Annotated in this window: 14 protein-coding genes and 1 pseudogene; 4 read left to right on the forward strand and 11 right to left on the reverse strand. The window is 72.5% G+C overall.

Annotation, left to right across the window (positions count from 1 at the left end):
- Window positions 1–31: 31 nt before the first annotated feature.
- The 4 genes from pucD to ACQEVB_RS25005 are packed head-to-tail and all read right to left on the reverse strand — an operon-like array spanning window position 32 to window position 4,972.
- On the reverse strand, window positions 32–2,302 hold the full coding sequence (gene pucD, locus ACQEVB_RS24990; RefSeq protein ID WP_432975664.1) for a xanthine dehydrogenase subunit D: 2,271 nt from the start codon (window positions 2,300–2,302) through the stop codon (window positions 32–34).
- Window positions 2,299–3,636 (reverse strand): 8-oxoguanine deaminase, encoded by a 1,338-nt coding sequence (locus tag ACQEVB_RS24995; protein WP_432975667.1) that lies wholly within the window; start codon window positions 3,634–3,636, stop codon window positions 2,299–2,301. Before ACQEVB_RS24995 ends, pucD begins: the two co-directional genes overlap by 4 nt.
- Window positions 3,633–4,091, reverse strand: coding sequence for a (2Fe-2S)-binding protein (locus ACQEVB_RS25000; protein ID WP_432975670.1), 459 nt, complete (start codon window positions 4,089–4,091; stop codon window positions 3,633–3,635). The genes ACQEVB_RS24995 and ACQEVB_RS25000 overlap by 4 nt, the downstream gene beginning before the upstream one ends.
- On the reverse strand, window positions 4,091–4,972 hold the full coding sequence (locus tag ACQEVB_RS25005) for an FAD binding domain-containing protein (RefSeq protein ID WP_432975673.1): 882 nt from the start codon (window positions 4,970–4,972) through the stop codon (window positions 4,091–4,093). Before ACQEVB_RS25005 ends, ACQEVB_RS25000 begins: the two co-directional genes overlap by 1 nt.
- 94 nt (window positions 4,973–5,066) lie before the next feature.
- Between ACQEVB_RS25005 and ACQEVB_RS25010 the strand changes: the two genes are divergently transcribed.
- Window positions 5,067–6,602, forward strand: a complete 1,536-nt coding sequence (locus ACQEVB_RS25010) for a PucR family transcriptional regulator (protein ID WP_432975676.1) — start codon at window positions 5,067–5,069, stop codon at window positions 6,600–6,602.
- Between the two features lie 60 nt (window positions 6,603–6,662).
- Window positions 6,663–6,767: pseudogene (locus ACQEVB_RS25015) on the forward strand (hypothetical protein); the annotation flags it as partial.
- Between the two features lie 56 nt (window positions 6,768–6,823).
- Here the strand turns inward: ACQEVB_RS25015 and ACQEVB_RS25020 are convergent.
- The 5 genes from ACQEVB_RS25020 to ACQEVB_RS25040 form a co-directional block, all read right to left on the reverse strand.
- On the reverse strand, window positions 6,824–8,104 hold the full coding sequence (locus ACQEVB_RS25020; protein ID WP_432975679.1) for a DUF222 domain-containing protein: 1,281 nt from the start codon (window positions 8,102–8,104) through the stop codon (window positions 6,824–6,826).
- Between the two features lie 283 nt (window positions 8,105–8,387).
- Complete coding sequence (gene pucL, locus ACQEVB_RS25025; RefSeq protein ID WP_432975682.1) at window positions 8,388–9,233, reverse strand: factor-independent urate hydroxylase; 846 nt, start codon at window positions 9,231–9,233, stop codon at window positions 8,388–8,390.
- An 11-nt stretch (window positions 9,234–9,244) separates the two neighbouring features.
- On the reverse strand, window positions 9,245–11,152 hold the full coding sequence (gene uraD, locus ACQEVB_RS25030; RefSeq protein ID WP_432975685.1) for a 2-oxo-4-hydroxy-4-carboxy-5-ureidoimidazoline decarboxylase: 1,908 nt from the start codon (window positions 11,150–11,152) through the stop codon (window positions 9,245–9,247).
- A 209-nt stretch (window positions 11,153–11,361) separates the two neighbouring features.
- Complete coding sequence (locus ACQEVB_RS25035) at window positions 11,362–13,113, reverse strand: AMP-dependent synthetase/ligase (RefSeq protein ID WP_432975688.1); 1,752 nt, start codon at window positions 13,111–13,113, stop codon at window positions 11,362–11,364.
- Window positions 13,110–14,516 carry a WS/DGAT/MGAT family O-acyltransferase gene (locus ACQEVB_RS25040; protein WP_432975691.1) on the reverse strand — a complete coding sequence of 469 codons (1,407 nt, stop codon included), beginning with the start codon at window positions 14,514–14,516 and terminating at the stop codon, window positions 13,110–13,112. The genes ACQEVB_RS25035 and ACQEVB_RS25040 overlap by 4 nt, the downstream gene beginning before the upstream one ends.
- A 137-nt stretch (window positions 14,517–14,653) precedes the next feature.
- Here ACQEVB_RS25040 and ACQEVB_RS25045 point away from each other — a divergent pair, with 137 nt between their 5' ends.
- Window positions 14,654–15,412 carry an esterase/lipase family protein gene (locus ACQEVB_RS25045; RefSeq protein WP_432975694.1) on the forward strand — a complete coding sequence of 253 codons (759 nt, stop codon included), beginning with the start codon at window positions 14,654–14,656 and terminating at the stop codon, window positions 15,410–15,412.
- Window positions 15,409–16,038 (forward strand): QsdR family transcriptional regulator, encoded by a 630-nt coding sequence (locus ACQEVB_RS25050; protein ID WP_432975697.1) that lies wholly within the window; start codon window positions 15,409–15,411, stop codon window positions 16,036–16,038. Before ACQEVB_RS25045 ends, ACQEVB_RS25050 begins: the two co-directional genes overlap by 4 nt.
- Before the next feature lie 13 nt (window positions 16,039–16,051).
- Here the strand turns inward: ACQEVB_RS25050 and ACQEVB_RS25055 are convergent, their stop codons facing one another.
- Together ACQEVB_RS25055 and ACQEVB_RS25060 are read right to left on the reverse strand one after the other, a co-directional pair.
- Window positions 16,052–16,369, reverse strand: a complete 318-nt coding sequence (locus ACQEVB_RS25055) for a nucleotide pyrophosphohydrolase (protein ID WP_432975700.1) — start codon at window positions 16,367–16,369, stop codon at window positions 16,052–16,054.
- A 5-nt stretch (window positions 16,370–16,374) separates the two neighbouring features.
- Window positions 16,375–16,812, reverse strand: coding sequence for a GlcG/HbpS family heme-binding protein (locus ACQEVB_RS25060; RefSeq protein ID WP_432975703.1), 438 nt, complete (start codon window positions 16,810–16,812; stop codon window positions 16,375–16,377).
- Window positions 16,813–16,814 lie beyond the last annotated feature (2 nt).

Below are 16,814 nucleotides of genomic sequence, written 5' to 3' on the forward strand. Positions count from 1 at the left end.
CGGGGCGTGCGGTGGGACCTCGAGCGGGAGATCAGGTGCCAGTGATGTGTTCCGGGCGGACGGGTACGCGGCGCAGCGCCTTGCCCGTCGCCGCCCGGATGGCCGCCGCCACGGCGGGGCCGGACGAGATCGTGGGCGGCTCCCCGACCCCGCGCACGCCGTACGGGGCATGCGGGTCGGCGTACTCCAGCACCTCGATCTTCATCGGTGGCATGTCGAGGATCGTGGGGATCAGGTAGTCCGTGAACGACGGGTTCCGCACGTGCCCGTCCTCGACGACGATCTCCTCCATCAGCGCGAGGCCCATGCCCTGGGCGGTGCCGCCCTGGATCTGGCCGATGACGGCCTCGGGGTTGATCGCCTTGCCGACGTCCTGCGCGGTGTCGAGCGCGACCACCTTCACCAGGCCGAGCTCCACGTCGACGTCGACGACGGCGCGATGGGCGGAGAACGCGTACTGCACGTGCGCGTCGCCCTGCCCGGTCTCCGGGTCGATGGGGTGGGTGGGGCGGTGCCGCCACTCCACGGTCTCCTCGACGGGCTCGTCGCCGAGCACCTCGGCGAGCGTGGCGACGACCTCGCCGCTGACGGAGACGATCTTGTCGCCGTCGAGCCGCAGGTCGGGCTGCCCCACGCGGGCGAGCAGGGTCGCGCGCACGGCCTCGCAGGCTGCCTTGACCGCGCCACCGGTCACGTACGTCTGCCGGGACGCCGACGTCGAACCACCCGACCCGACGGACGTGTCCTTCGGGTGCACCACGACCCGCTGCACACCCAGCTCGGTGCGGCAGATCTGCTGCTCGACGGTGATCAGGCCCTGCCCGACCTCCGCCGCCGCCGTGTGCACGGTGACGACCGGCTCGCCGGCGGTCAGCTCCAGCCGCACGCGGGCGGTGGAGTAGTCGTCGAAGCCCTCGGAGAAGCCGACGTTCTTGTAGGTGACGGCGTAGCCGACGCCGCGGACGACGCCCTCGCCGTGCGTGGTGTTCGAGACGCCGCCGGGTAGCTCGCGGATGTCGAACGACGTGCGCTCCGGTGGCATCGGGAGGTCCCGCACGGTCCGGATCAGCTCGGCGACGGGGGCGGCGGAGTCGATCAGCTGCCCGGTGATGTTGTGGACGCCCTCGCGCATCCCGTTCAGCGCGCGGATCTCCACCCGGTCGAGACCGACGGCGTCGGCCAGCTCGTCCATCAGCGCCTCGTGCGCGAACGCGGCCTGCACGCTGCCGAAGCCGCGCATCGCGCCGCACGGCGGGTTGTTCGTGTACACGCCGCGGGCGTCGACGTGCGCGCTGGGGAAGTAGTACGGGCCCAGGCCCATCGTGCCGCCGTTGCCGACCACGGCCGGAGTCGACGAGGCGTACGCGCCGCCGTCGAACAGGATGTCGGCCTTGCCGTAGACCAGCCTGCCGTCGGGCTGGGCGCCGAACTCGTACCGCATCCACGCGGGGTGGCGGTGCACGTGCCCGAAGAACGACTCCTCGCGCGAGTAGCTCATCTTCACCGGCTTGCCGGTGTGCAGGGCGAGCAGGCAGGCGTGGACGTGCATCGAGAGGTCCTCGCGGCCGCCGAACGCGCCGCCGACCCCTGCCAGGGTCAACCGCACCTTCTCCGGTGGCATGCCCAGTGCGCGGCACACCTGCTTCTGGTCGACGTGCAGCCACTGCGTGGCCACGTAGAGGTCGACGCCGCCGTCCTCCGCGGGCACGGCCAGGCCGGACTCCGGTCCGAGGAACGCCTGGTCCTGCATGCCGACCTCGAACTCCAGCGCGACCACGACGGGCGCGGTCGGGTTCTCCTCGCCGCGGCGGATCTTCATCGCGCGGACGAGGTTGCCTTGCTCGTGGACCAGCGGGGCGTCGTCGTCGAGGGCCTTGCGCGGGTCGGTGAGCGCCGGCAGCTCCTCGTACGTGACGGCGATGCGCTTGGCGGCGCGGCGCGCGGTCTCGGGGTGGTCGGCGGCGACCAGCGCCACCGGCTCGCCCTCGTAGCGGACGACGTCGTGGGCCAGCGCCGGGGTGTCGAGGTGCTCCAACCCGACGGCGTTCTCGCCGGGCACGTCGTCGGCGGTGAGCACGGCGTACACGCCCGGCAGGGTCAGCGCCTCGGTGATGTCGATGCTCACGATGCGGGCGTGCGGGTGCGGGCTGCGCAGCGTGACGCCCCAGCACATGTCCTCGTGCCACAGATCGGACGAGTAGGCGAACTGGCCGGTCACCTTCAGCGTGCCGTCCGGGCGCAGCGGGCTGTCGCCGATCTTGCCGCTGGTCTTCGTCCCAGGAATCGACTCGGTACTGGTCATGACGCCTTCTCCAGCAACGTGCGGTGCACCGCGGTGCACTCGCGGGCGATCGCCTCGGTGTCGACGGTGACCACGCGGCCCTGTTCGACGACCGGCTTCCCGTCCACGAGCAGCAGGTCGAGGGGTGGTGGGGCGCCGAGCACCAGCGCGGCGACCGGGTCGTGGACGTCGGCGTGGCCGAGCCCGTCGATCCGCCACAGCGCGAGGTCGGCGAGCTTGCCGGGCTCGATCGAGCCGATCTCACCGGCCCGGCCCAGCACGGCGGCGCCGCCCATGGTGGCCAGCTCCAGCCCGTCCCGGACCGAGAGGGCGGTCGGGCCGCCGACGGCCCGCGCGAACAGCACGGCGTGGCGGACCTCCTCGAGCAGGCTGCCGGCCTCGTTGCTGGCCGCGCCGTCGACGCCGAGGCCGACGCGGGCGCCGGCGTCGCGCAGGTCGCGGGTGCGGGCGATGCCCGCGCCCAGCCTTGCGTTCGACGACGGGCAGTGCGCCACCCCGGTGCGGGTGGCGCCGACCTTCTTGACGCCGTCGTCGTCGAAGTGGATGCCGTGCGCGAACCACACGTCGTCGCCGGTCCAGCCGAGGCCCTCGACGTAGTCCAGAGGGGAGCAGCCGAACCGCTCGCGGCAGAAGTCCTCCTCGTCGATCGTCTCGGCGAGGTGGGTGTGCAGCAGCACGCCGCGGGCGCGGGCCAGCTCGGCCGAGACGCGCATCAGGTCGCCGGTCACGGAGAAGGGCGAGCACGGGGCGAGCGCCACCCGCAGCATCGCGTCCGGGGACGGATCGTGCCAGCGGTCGATCGCCGCCTCCGACGCCGCCATGATCGCGTCGAGGTCCTCGGTGACGTGGTCGGGCGGCAGCCCGCCGTCGCGCTGCCCGAGGTTCATCGAGCCCCGGGTGGCGTGGAAGCGCAGGCCCACGTCCTGCGCAGCGCGGATGCCGGCGCCGAGCACGTCGCCGCCGTCGCGGGGGAACAGGTAGTGGTGGTCGCTCGCGGTCGTGCAGCCCGTCAGCGCCAGCTGGGACAGCGCCCCGGAGGCGGACGTGTGCACGGCGTGCTCGTCGATGCCGGCCCACACCGGGTAGAGCGCGGTGAGCCACTCGAACAGCGTGTTGTCGGCGGCGAGACCGCGCGTGACCCACTGGAACAGGTGGTTGTGCGTGTTGACGAAGCCCGGGGTGAGCAGGCAGCCGCGCCCGTCGACGACGGTGTGGTCGCCCCGCTCAGGCCGTCCGGGACCGACCGCGGTGATGCGGTTGCCGTCGACGACGACGTGGCCGTCCGGGTACTCCTCACCGGTGACGGTGACGACGTGCGCGCCCTCGATGATCATTCGCCGGCCGCCGTCCGAACGGCATCCAGGATCTTCTCGTAGCCCGTGCACCTGCAGAGGTTCCCCGCCAGCGCCTCCCGGATCTCCGGGTCGGACGGGTGGGGGTTGCGCTCCAGGAGGTCGTGCGTGGAGACGATCAGGCCCGGCGTGCAGAAGCCGCACTGCACCGCGCCCTTGTCGACGAACGCCTGCTGCACCGGGTGCAGCGCGTCCCCGTCGGCCAGCCCCTCGACGGTGGTGACCTCGCGCTCGTGCGCCTGGCCGGCCGCGACCAGGCAGGAGCACACCGGCACCCCGTCCAGGTAGACGGTGCAGGAGCCGCATTCGCCCTGCTCGCAGGCGTTCTTCGCGCCGGGCAGGCCCATCCGCTCGCGCAGCGCGTAGAGCAGGCTCTCGCCCTCCCACACGTCGTCGACGTCGTGGCGGGTGCCGTTCACGGTCAGCTGGATCCGCATCAGGCGGCCCTCCGGTCCTCGGTGCGGAACTCGTCCCATGCCCAGGTGGCGGCGCGGCGCGCCATCACCGACAGGGAGTGCAGGCGGTACGCGGCGCTGCCGCGCACGTCGTCGATGGGGGAGGCGGCGTCGCGGACCCGTCGGCCGAACTCGACGGCCAGTCCCTCCGGCAGCGCGCCGCGGGACTCCCACAGCCCGGCGGCCTCCAGCTCGCCCGCGAGGAACGCGGCGGCCTCGGGAGCCGTGCGCGGGGTGGGCGCGGCCGAGCCGATGCCCGTCCCGATCGCCCGCCGCTGCGGGTGCAGCGCGATCCCGAACGCCGCGACGGCGATCACCATCGCGTTGCGCGTGCCGATCTTGCAGAACTGCTGCGGCCCGGCCGCCCGGGGGAGCAGGATCGCTGCGATCAGCTCGTCGGGGGCCAGCGCGTTGCGCTTGACGCCGGTGTAGAACTCGGCGGCCGGGATCTCCCGGGTGCCGCGCACCGACGCCACCTCGACGACGGCGTCGCAGGCCAGCAGCGGCGGGTGGCTGTCGCCGGCGGGGGAGGCCGCGCCCAGGTTGCCGCCGACGGTGCCGCGGTTGCGGATCTGCGGCGAGCCGACCGTGCGCGCCGCCATCGCCAGCCCGGGCAGCTCGGCGCCCAGCTCGGCGATGATCCGGCTGTAGGTGACGCCGGCGCCGAGCCGGATCCGCCCGTCCTCCCGGCTCCACTCGCGCAGCTCGGGCACGCGGGTCAGGTCGAGCAGCGCGGGCGGCCGCCGGTGGTCGAAGTTGATCTCGACCATCACGTCGGTGCCGCCCGCCACCGGGACGGCGTCGGGCTGCTCGGCCTTCGCCGCGAGGGCATCGGCCCAGGTGGTCGGCGCCAGGAAGTCCATGGCACGCAGTACACCGCGCCTGCGGGTCGGAATGAAGTCGCTGCCGTCACGAAGAGGGATCCGGGATCACTCGACGGGGTTGTACGTTCCTCCAATGCTGCTGCGCGAGCTCGTCGAGCATCCCCGGCTGGACCTGCGGGTCCTGCACGGGGACGCCGCAGCGCTGGAGCGTTCGGTGCGCTGGGTCTACACGACCGATCTCATCGACCCGTCCCGCTACCTGTCCGGCGGCGAGCTGGTGATCAGCGGACTCGTGTGGCGGTCGACGCCGGCCGACAGCGAGCGGTTCGTCGCCGCCGTTGCCGGCGCGGGCGCGGCCGCGCTGGCGGCGGGTGATGCCGTGTTCGGGGGCGTGCCTGACGACGTCGTCGACGCCTGCCGGCGGCACGGTCTGCCCCTGCTCGCGGTGCCGGAGCACACGTCGTTCTCGGACGTGACGGAACTGGTCGTGGGCGCGCTCGCCGCTGCCCGCGGGGACCGGCTCGCGCACACCCTGAGCCGGCAGCGCGAGCTGCTGTCGGCCGTGGCGGGCGGGATGGGCCTCGGCGAGGTCGCGGCCGGGATCGCCGCGTTGACCGGCCGTGACTGCCGCGTGCTCACCGCGACCGGCCGGGCCGTCGCCGCGTCGGCCCCGCTACCGGCGGCGGCGCTGGACCGCGCGGTCGGCACCTTCCTGACCGCCGTCCGACTGCCGGCCGTCGCGCGGGCCGGCGGGTCGGTGCTGTCGGTCTTCCCGGTCGGGCCGGCCTCCGAGCAGCGGATCACGTCGTGGTTCGTCGCCGTCGACGGGGCGTACCCGGACTGGGATCCCGAGACCGCCGACGCCGTCAGCGGACTGGTGGCGATCACGGCCCTGGATCGGGCGCGGCGCGCCGAGGGGCTGCGGGTGGCGCGCGACATCGCCGACGACGCCATCGCCCTGATCGCCGCCGGTGGCGGCGACCGTCCCGAGACCGCGGTGCGGCTGCGCCAGGCCGGCCTTGACCCGGCCGGCCCACTCGTCGTTGCGGTTGCCGGGTTCGTCGACCGGCCGGACCTGCTGGAGACCGCGCGCATGGTGCTCGTCGACGCCGCCTCGCACGTCACGCCGGGGGAGCAGCCACCCGTGGTCGGCGTGCGGGACGGGGTGGCAGTGGCCGTGTTCCCCGGCGACCCTGCCCGGTTCGCCGCTGCGCTGCGCCGCTTGGAGCCGGCGCTCGGCACGTTGCGGCTGACGGTCGGCACGAGCGTCCCGTACGGCCCGGCGGCCCTGTCGGGCGCGATGCAGGAGGCCCGGCACGCCCGCGACCTGGCCCGGATGCGGGAGGGCGCGCTGCCCGTCGTGACGGGTGCCGAGTTGACCTCGCACGTCGCCCTGCTCGCCGCCGTGCCCGACGACATGCGCCGCGCCTTCGCAGCGCGCGTGCTGGCGCCAGTGCTGGACTACGACGAGCGCACCGGCGCTGGGTTGCTCGCGACGCTGGAGGCTTTCCTCGACTGTTCCGGTTCGTGGAGCAGGGTGGCTGAACAACTGCACCTGCACGTCAACACGGTGCGGTATCGCATCGGGCGGGTGGAGGAGCTGACCGGGCGGGATCTCGGGCAGTTCGCCGACCGCGTCGACGTCTTCCTCGCGCTGCGGTCGCTCTAGCGAGCGCTCGCCTCGACACGCGGGTCGGCGGGCGCGGGTTCGCTCGCCGCCCGCCGCACGCCGCACTCGATCATCGACCGCGAGGCGATGCGGCACGCCCTCGCCACGATCCGCACCCGCCGCTACGCCGTCGACGACGAGGAGTTCGCCCTCGGCACGCGGTCCATCGCCGCCCCGCGTGAAATCCGTATTCCGGGTGGCGGCAACGCCCGACGGCGAGCTCATTCTGCGCGCTGCCAGCCGTCAGTTTCAGGTGTCCGGTACTGCTGTGGAGCGAGCGGGGTTGCCGCCTCGGGTGCTCGCTTTCGTGGCGGCGCGACCGGGGTTTTCACTGCATCATATGGTCGACCTGGCGGCCGTACCCGACTGGGAACTCTGTCTGCGTGCCTTCGCTTCCGGTGCGTGCGTGGTCGACTGGCTGTGGTCCCGATTTCGCGCAGATGGTTGTGGAATTCGCATAGCCCTCGGCCGTTGTCGAATGTGGTGCGACCGCCGTCGCGCCAGCGTTCGATGTGGTCGATGTGGCGGATGGGGGAGTCGCAGTAGGGGGCGGTGCACCGGCCGCCGTCGCGGATCTTGATCAGGTCGGCGAGGACGCCGGTGAAGGTGCGCTGCACGGAGTCGCCGCCGATCACGATGCCGTCGCGGGTGACGATCCGGCGGAACGTTTTCCGGCCTTCGCCGGTGCGGACGATGTCGGCCGGAATCGGGCCGTAGCCGGGGACCTCCGCGGGTAGCGGGCTGTCCGGGTCGAGGAGGGATTCGAAGGGCAGGATGATCTGCACCTCGACGTCGATGTCGTCGGCCTGGGCTTGTCCGGTGAGGCGTTCGACCAGGGTGTCGGCCATGATCTCGCCCCGCCCCCGCAGCACCGGCTCCGGCTGCACCCACACCTCGTTGACGGCTTTGCGCAGCGCGGCGTAGCAGGCCACGGCCTGTTCGACGGGCAGGTGGGCGGTCAGGTCGGCCATGCCGGGCTCTATCGAAGGCCGCACGGTCACCCGCCGCCCGGACCGGGCCCGGGCGCAGCGTGCGGCGAACTTCTCCGGCGCCACCTCCGCCGCCAACTTCCGGGCCAGATCATGGATCCGCCGCACACTCAAGCTCTCGACCCCACGCTCGGCGAGCTGCTCATCCACCCAGGCCCGCTCGTCGGGGTCGAGGTGCGACCCGGCACTCGTGATGAAGGCGATCTTCTGCTCGTTCAACAGCCCGGCCGCGAACAACTCCCGCACCCGCGAGTGCCCGGCATGCAGATCCCGAGCGATCCGCACCCGCTTCCCACCCTCGAACGCCGACACCCGGCAGGCCAGCCCGACCTGCTCGGCAACAACCCGCTGCACGTCATCCGGATCCACTACGCCGGCATCGATCTGCTGCGCCGCGACCACCCGCCCCAGCGCAAGAATCGCTGCAGCCTGCTGCGCGGCGAGAGCATTCTTCTGCTCTTCGAGCCGCGCGACAGCCTCAGCGAGCTGCGTAACCAAGACGGACGTGGTCATGTCTGTATCCTACCGAAAACAAGCCAGCCAAACAAGTGTTCGATATGGCACCACAGCCAGTCGACCACGCACGCAGCGGAAGGGAAGGCAGTCAGACGGAGTTCCGAGTCGGGTACGGCTGCCAGGCCGACCATATTATTCGTTCGAGAACCCGGGCAGCGCCGCAATACAGACCGGACACTCCAACCGCGCTACCCCGCTCGTGCACCCAGGACCGGCGGCTACAAACCGAAGGCCAGGACCGCGAAGGGGTAGTTCAGGAGGCACAAGGACCGCGAACAAACTACTCCCGAACCACGGAAGCCTCGATCAACCCGTACGGCCGATCAGCCGCGTAGAACACCTCCCCAGGGTTCTCCAACCCGAACGGCGCAAGATCGACGAGGAAGTGGTGCTTGTTCGGCGCGGCGAGCCGAATCTCCGCGATCGACGCGTGCGCCTCCAGCACCGCCCGCCCCATCTCCCACAGCGTCTGCTGCAGGGCCAGGGAGTGCACGTTGGCGAAGCGGTCGATGAGGATCGTGCGCACGTCGGCCCACGTCTTGTCCCACTGCACGCCAGAATCGATGCTGCTGCCGGTGTAGCGCCAGCGCGCCACCAGGGAGGTGGCCATGATCCGGTCGTGGGTCTCGGCGAGGGTCGTGTACTCGTCCTTCAGGAAGCCCGCGAACTCGGATCCGGTGGACTTGAGCAGCACCAGGTCCTTCAGCCCCGACGTCACGGTCGTGCCCTCGGCGTCGACGGTGACCTCGGTGGTGCGCACCTCCGGTCCGGTGCGCACCCAGGTGTGGTCGTGGTCCTGGGCACGCTGCCAGCCCAGCTCGTCGACGCTGATCGTGGCGCCGGTGACGGGCTCGACGTCGTCGACGAAGTGGCGGGCCAGCCCGAGCGCGTACTCCTCGATCTCGCGCAGCCCGCGCTCCTTCGCGTACGCGTAGCAGGTGTTCTTCTGGGTGTCGGTGGGCAGGACCTGCGCCTGGTCGCCGGCGAGGTGCGCGGCGGCGAAGTCGCCGCGCAGCGCGGTCGTCACGGTGATGTCGCGGATCTCGTGCCGCTCGGTCTCGCGGTAGATCCGGACGAGCCGGTTCTCCGCTTTCCCGTACTGGTTGGGTCCGAGGACGATGCCCACGGCTGCTCCTGTCATTCGGTGCCGAACGCCCGGGTCCGGGCGGTGAGGATGGGGTTGGCCTCGGCGACGAGGTCGGTGAAGCGGTGGTTCGCGATCTTCGCGATCTCGATGAGCGCGGCGGCGTGCTCCTGGGTGGGAGAATTCTCCAACCGCTGCAGGCCTTCGCGCAGCAGGGCCTCCCGTCCGCCCGCGTCGCGCACGCACGCGATGAGCGGGAAGCCGAAGCGTTCCCGGTAGGCGGCGGCGAGCCGGCCGAACTCGGTCCGGGACGTCTCGTCGAGGTGGGTGAGCCCGGCGGCCGCCTGGTCGCGGTGCGAGTCGGTGCCGATGTCTGGGCCGTCGTCGTCCCCGAGGTCGGGGTAGGCGGCCATCAACGCCCGCTGCTCGTCGACGGGCGCGGCGAACAGCGCTTCCTGGAACGCGCTGCGCAGGTCGGACGTGTCGCCGAACGGACGGCGGTCGTACGCGCGGGCGGCGATCGGGGTGCTGCCCTGGAACAAACGGTCGAACGTGGCGGCGAACTCGGCGCGGCTCATGGCGTTGACCTGGTCCAGCCGCACCGTCGGGGTACCGGGGGCGCCGGCCACCGCGGGTCCGAAGTCCTTCCCGATGTGGTGGAAGACGATGTTGAGCAGGATCGCGGTGATGCTGCCGAGCGTGATGCCGGAGCCGAGGATGATCTGCGCCCACTCCGGCACCGCCTTGGCGACGTCCGGCTGCGCGGTCACGAACATCGCCAGCCCGACGCTGGACGCGACGATGACGACGTTGCGGTGGTCGTGGAAGTCGACCCGCGACAGCGTCTGGAAGCCCACGACCGCGACCGTCGCGAACATGGCCAGCGCGGCGCCGCCCAGCACGGGGTGCGGGATGCCGGCGACGATCGCGCCGGCCTTCGGCACCAGCCCGATGAGGATCATGATCCCACCGGCAGCAGCGACGACGTAGCGGCTCTTCACCCTGGTCAGGCGCACGAGCCCGACGTTCTCGGCGAAGCAGGTGTAGGGGAAGGAGTTGAGGACACCACCGATCGTCGTGGCCAGGCCGTCGGCCCGCAGTGCCCGCGAGACGTCCTCGCTGCCGACCCGCTTGTCGACGATCTCGCCGGTCGCGAACACGTCACCGGTCGTCTCGACGGCCGTGATCAGCATGACGACGATCATCGAGATGATCGCGGCGACGCTGAACTGCGGCCACCCGAACCAGAACGGGGTGGTCACGCCGAACCACGCGGACTCACCGACGGACGTGAAGTGCGCGTCGCCGAGCGCCCAGGCGACCAGCGTGCCCAGCACCAGCCCGATCAGCACGGCGACCGTGGCCATGAAGCCACGGAAGACCCGCTGGATGAGCACGATGACGGCGAGCGTGCCGAGCGCGTAGGCCAGGTTGCGCGGGTCGGCCGGCTGCGGGTTGCTCCCGCCGCCGACGGCGTCCAGCGCGGCGACGGGCAGCAGCGCGATCCCGATGATCGTGATCACCGAGCCCGTCACGACCGGCGGGAAGAACCTGATCAGCTTCCCGAACACGGGCGCGATGAGGAACGTCGCGAGCCCGGCGACGATCACCGAGCCGTAGATCACCAGCAGGCCCTGGGTGCCGCCGCCGGCGGCCAGGCCGATGGCGATCATCGGCGAGACCGCCGTGAACGTCACGCCCTGCAGCAGCGGCAGCCGCACCCCGACCTTCCAGAACCCCACCGACTGGATGATCGACGCGATGCCGCAGGTGAACAGGTCGGCGTTGATCAGGTGGATGAGGTCCCGCTCGGACAGGCCGATGGCGCCGGCCAGCAGGATGGGCACGATGACCGCGCCGGCGTAGAACGCGAGCACGTGCTGGAAGCCGTAGACGGCGAGCTTGCCGGCGGGCAGCACCTCGTCGACGGGGTGGGGGCGGCGTGAGACGGGACCGCGCACGGGACACCTCTTCGTGGCTCGGGTGGGATCCCGAAGACCCTCCCCGACGGCCGACCGTCCCGGCCAGCCGCGAGACCGACGAGAGCGACGCCGGTCACAGGCGGCCGGTTTGGATGATCCGACGAAGACCCGCTCACGCACACCGTCGTGCGGCCACGCACATGGCGGAACGTGTGCGTGGGCACCTCAGCCTGTGCGTGAGCGGGGGGTCAGCGCGCGTACAGCCCGTCGAGCACCTCGGCGTACCGCTCGTCCACCACCCGGCGCTTCACCTTCAGCGTGGGCGTGAGCTCGCCGCTCTCCACGCTGAGGTCGTGGTCGAGGATGTGGAACTTCTTGATCTGCGCGACCTGGGCGTAGCGCTGGTTCACCTCGTCGAGGACGCCCTGGATGAGCGACCGCACCGACGGGTGGGCCGACAGCGCGGGCAGGTCGGCGGGCAGGTCCTGGGCCGTGGCCCACGGCCCGATCTCCTCGATGTCGAGGGTGATGAGCGCGACGGGGAACGGCCGCCGGTCGCCGTGCATGACGGCCTGGGAGATGAAGCGGCAGCCGCGGAGGTCGTTCTCGATGTTGGCCGGGGTGAGGTTCTTGCCGCCGGCGGTGATGATGATGTCCTTCTTGCGGCCGGTGATCGTCAGGTAGCCGTCCTCGTCGATGCTGCCCAGGTCGCCGCTGCGCAGCCAGCCGTCCACGATGGTCTCGGCGGTGGCCTCCGGGTTGTTCCAGTAGCCGCTGAACAGCTGCGGCCCGCGCATGAGGATCTCGCCGTCGTCGGCGATGCGGACCTCGGCCTCGGGCACCGCGCGCCCGACCGTGCCGATGCGCGTGTGGTCGGGGGTGTTGACGGTGCCGATCGCCGCCGTCTCGGACATGCCGTACCCCTCGAGGACGGGCACGCCGGCGGCGTGGAAGAAGCGCAGGATGTCGACGCCGATCGGCGCCGCCCCCGAGATGGCGACGCGGACCTTCCCGCCGTAGACGGCGCGCACCTTGGAGAACAGCTGCTCCTCGGCCCGGTCGAAGCCGGCCTGCAGCTCGGCCGGCACCGGCTGCCCGGTGCGCTGCAGCTCGCGGACGGCGAGACCGGCGGCCACCGCGCGGTCGCGCAGCTCGTCGGGCACCAGGCCGATGACGCCCGCGTAGACCTTCTCGAAGATCCGCGGGACGGACGGCAGCACCGTCGGCGACACCGCCGCCAGATCACTCATGATCGACTTCGCGCCGCCGCTGCAGTAGGCGACCGCGGCGCCGACGCCGGCCGCGCTGAGCACGATCACCTGCGCGTACACGTGCGCGAGCGGCAGGAACAGGTAGACGACGTCCTCGGCGGTGGTGAAGTCGAGCGCGACGGTGACGCGGCAGCACGCGGTGAGGGCGCGGTGGCTCAGCACGCAGCCCTTCGGCCGTCCCGTGGTGCCGGAGGTGTAGATGATCAGGCCGGGATCGTCGGGCTGCACCGCTGCGACGCGTCGCTCGATCTCCGCGCTGTCGCCGTCGGTGCGCAGCTCGGCCAGCGTCGTGACCCCGGGCGCATCCGGCTCGATGACGAGGACGTACCGCAGGTCCGGCAGTGCCGCCCGCACCTGCTCGACCTTGCCGAGCTGCTCCGCGTTCTCGCAGATCACGGCCACCGCGCCGGAGTTGCCGAGCACCCACTCGCACTCGTCGGCTGAGCTGGACGGGTAGATCGGCACGGTCACGGCGCCGGCCAGCGCGATGCCGAACTCGGCGTGCAGCCACTCGGCGCGGGTCTCGGCGAGCACGCAGACCCGGTCGCCGGGTGCGACGCCGAGCGCCACGAGCCCCAGCGCGATCCCGGTGCCGATGGCGTGCAGCTCGGCGTAGCTGGTGTCCTGCCACGCGCCGTCGCGGAGGATCCGCTGGGCGGGTCGCGCGCCGAACCGGCTGGCCGCGTAGCCGGGCAGGGCGGCGAGCGTGGTGGGCAGCTCGGCGTTCATCGGGCACCTCCGGCGGTTCGGTCTGGCACGGGCGTTGCAGAAGCGCTGGTCAGCAGCTCCTCGATGCCCGACTCGATGCCGCGGGCCAGCACGGCGAGGTCGGGAACGGTGTCGTAGTCGCCGGTCAGCCCGAAGGTGACGGTGCCGTTGTAGGAGAAGATGCCGACGGCCGTGCGCAACGACGCGGCCAGCGGGATGGTGGGCGCGGTGTGCAGCATCTGCCGGCCGGCGAAGTAGACGGGCCGCTGCGGGCCGGGCACGTTCGTCGTGACGGTGTGGAAGCTGGTCTGCGGCAGCTGCATGGCGAGCCGCTGGCCGGCGGCGAGCAGCAGCGGCAGCGCGAAGTCCGACAGCTCGGTGAGCCGGGCACCGGCCACGGCGCCCTTGGAGCGCTTGACGTCGTCCATGGCGGCCCGGACGCGCGCGAGGCGCTCCACGGGGTCGGCCGTGCCCACCGGCAGGTCGACGAAGACGCTCGACACCTTGTTGGCGAAGACCCCCTTCTCCTCGGCGGTGCGGACCGACACCGGCACCATCGAACGGACGATCTGCCCGTCGACGAGCTCGCCGCGGGCGTCGAGCAGGTCCCGGAAGCCGCGGGCGATCGCGGCCAGCACCACGTCGTTGACGGTGCCGCCGAGCCCGGCCCGGACGGCCTTGACGTCGGCGAGCCGGGCGTGCGCCGACGTCCAGCGCCGGTGCGGCCCGTAGCTGCCGTTGAGCGAGGTGGACGCGGGCGGCAGCAGCTTGGGTGCCACGCCGGCGATGGCCCGGGCCGCCTCCACGCCACTGCTGAACGACGACCGCGGCGTGCGCAGGGCGCCGGCGAGCCGGCGCCAGCCCTCGATCGGGCTGACCAGGCCGGCGAGCGCGGCGGTGGCGACCTCGACGGTGGACGGGCCGGGACGCGGCGTCCACGGCGGGGGATCGGCCGGCGGTTCCGGGTTGCGTTCGAGGTCGAACATGAGCGCCATCAGGTCGACGCTCGCCACCCCGTCGACCATGCAGTGGTGGACCTTCGACACGATCGCCCACTGGCCCTCTTCTAGGCCCTCGACGACCCAGATCTCCCACAGCGGGCGGTGCAGGTCGAGGTGCTGCGACATGACGCGCCCGACGAGCGCGTCGAGCTGCGCGCGCCCGCCCGGTGACGGGACGGCGGTGCGGCGCACGTGGTAGGCGAGGTTGAAGTGCTCGTCGTCGACCCAGCCGGGCCTGCCCACGTCGAGCGGCAGGTGGCGGACGACCTGCCGGTAGCGGGGGACGAGCGGGATCTTCGCGGCGAAGCGGCTGAGCAGCTCGTCCTGGCTCGGCGGCGGCCCCTCGAACACCGCGACACCGCCGATGTGCATCGGCGTGTTCGAAGACTCCGCGTAGAGGAAGGCCGCGTCGATCACGCTCATCTGGTCCATCAGCTGGAGCAACCCCTTCGTTGCACAGATCGCCGAGATGTCCGGCTGCGACCGACTATCTGGCTGGGCCCGTGCCATACTGAGACATGTCGGCGTTGTGTATCAAGGGTGAGACGGAGGGTGATGCCGTGTCCGTCCGGCACCCGGCCGATCCCGCACCGCCGCTCGGCCTCCTCCTGACCGAGCCCGCCCGCGGGCTCTGGCGCATGGCCGGGCTCGCCGCGCTCTCGCCCGTGCTGGCCGGCGCACCGCGCGGGGACGCCCACGGCGTGCTCGTGCTGCCCGGACTGATGGCCACCGACGCCAGCACCGTCGCGCTGCGCGGGTTCCTGCGCGGTCTCGGGCACGACGTCGTCGGATGGGCGCTGGGGCGCAACTTCGGACCCACCGCCCGCGCGCTGGACGGGATGCCGGCCGGCCTGGCGCGCCTGGCCGAGCGCACCGGCGGCCCCGTCTCGCTCGTCGGCTGGAGCCTGGGCGGCATCTTCGCCCGCGAGCTGGCCCGGGAGCGTCCCGAGCTGGTCCGGCAGGTCATCACGCTGGGCAGCCCGTTCGCCCTCACCGATCCGCGGCAGAGCTGGGCCGGCGGCACCTACCGCCGGTTCGCCGCCGTCCACGAGCGGGTGCCCACGCGCGCGCAAGTGGCGCGGCCCCTGCCGGTGCCGTCGACGGCCGTGTACTCGCGCCGCGACGGGATCGTCGCCTGGGAGGCGTGCGTGGCGCCGGAGAGCGCGCTGCACCACAACGTCGAGGTGCGGTGCGGGCACCTGGGGTTCGGCGTCGATCCGGCCACGCTCTGGGCGGTGGCCGACCGGCTGGCCACCCCGCCGGGCGAGCAGGAGCGGTTCGTGCCGCCGCCCGCGATCCGGGCGCTGTTCCCGGCATGAGCGCGGCCGTCGCCGACGACATCGGCCGGATGGTGCCAGAGGGCACCAGCGTGCCCGCGACCGTCCCCGTCGACGTGTTCACCGCGGCCCTCGACACGTACGCATCGCGCCGGCGACTCGACATGCAGGCGCTGGCCCGCCAGCTCGGGGTGCCCCGGGCGACGCTCTACCGCAAGGTCGGCAACCGCGAGCAGGTGCTCGACGAGGTGCTGTGGTGGCGCACCCGGCGTGCGCTGGTCGCCGCCGTCCACGAGGCACACGAGCTGCGCGGGATCGCCCGCGTCGTCGCCGTGTTCTCCTCGGTCATGCGGGCCGTGCAGGGCGACGGGTCCCTGCGGGCGCTGCTGGAGGCCGACCCGGAGCTCGGGCTGCGCATCCTGACGGGCACCCGCAGCCGGGTCGCCCGCGGCGTTCTGCGTGCGGTCGAGACGCTGCTGGTGATCGAGGCGGAGCGGGACGAGCTCCACGTCGAGGTCGACGCAGCCACGCTCGCGTTCGCGCTGGTGCGGATCGCGGAGGGGTTCCTCTACGCCGACCTGATCGCCGACCGCACCCCCGACACCGAGCGGGCCGTGCAGCTGGTGGAGGCGCTGCTGCGCGGGCTGGACGCGGCGCGGCGGAGTTGATCAAGCCCGCCGATCAAGCAGGGAAGCGCAGCTCGTTGCGGTCGATCTTGGCGTGCGCCGCGGCGGCCGGGTCGATGCCGCAGACGTCGGCGAACCGCAGCAGGTAGAGCAGCACGTCGGCCAGCTCGTCGCTGACGCGGGCGCGCAGCTCCGCGTTCCAGGCCTGCGGGTCGGCCTCGGCGTCGGTCAGCCACTGCAGCTCGCTCACCAGCTCGCCGACCTCACCGGTGAGGGCCATGAGCAGGTTGCGCGGGGTGTGGAACGGCTCCCACTGCCGGGCCGCGGCGAAGTCGCGCAGCCGGGAGATCAGCTCGTCGAGGTCACCGGGCACGCCGCTCAGGACTCCGCCCCGGTCACCGCCACCAGCCCGGCCGCCGCGATGCCGGCGACGGCGGCGGCCTCGTCGTTCAGCGACGCGTCGCCCGTCACGCCCACCGCGCCCAGCAGCGTGCCGTCCGCGTCACGCACGAACACCCCGCCGGGCACGGAGAGGATCTTGCCGCCGGCCAGGGCGGCGACGGAGGTGAAGAACTCGGGGGAGTCGGCGGCGCGGGCCGCGATCGCCCGGTTCGTCATGCCCAGCGCCAGCACCCCGGACGCCTTGGCGACGGCGAGGTCGGGCCGCAGGAACCCGGAACCGTCCTGGCGCGCCAGCGCGACGATCGCGCCGCCCGGGTCGAGCACGGCCACGGTGAGCGGGTTGAACCCCTGCTCGGTGCCGTGCGCGAGTGCTGCGGTGACGATCGTCTGGGCCTGCGCCAGCGAGATGCTCATGA

It is taken from the genome of Pseudonocardia sp. CA-107938, from assembly GCF_050936315.1.
Lineage (GTDB): Bacteria > Actinomycetota > Actinomycetes > Mycobacteriales > Pseudonocardiaceae > Pseudonocardia.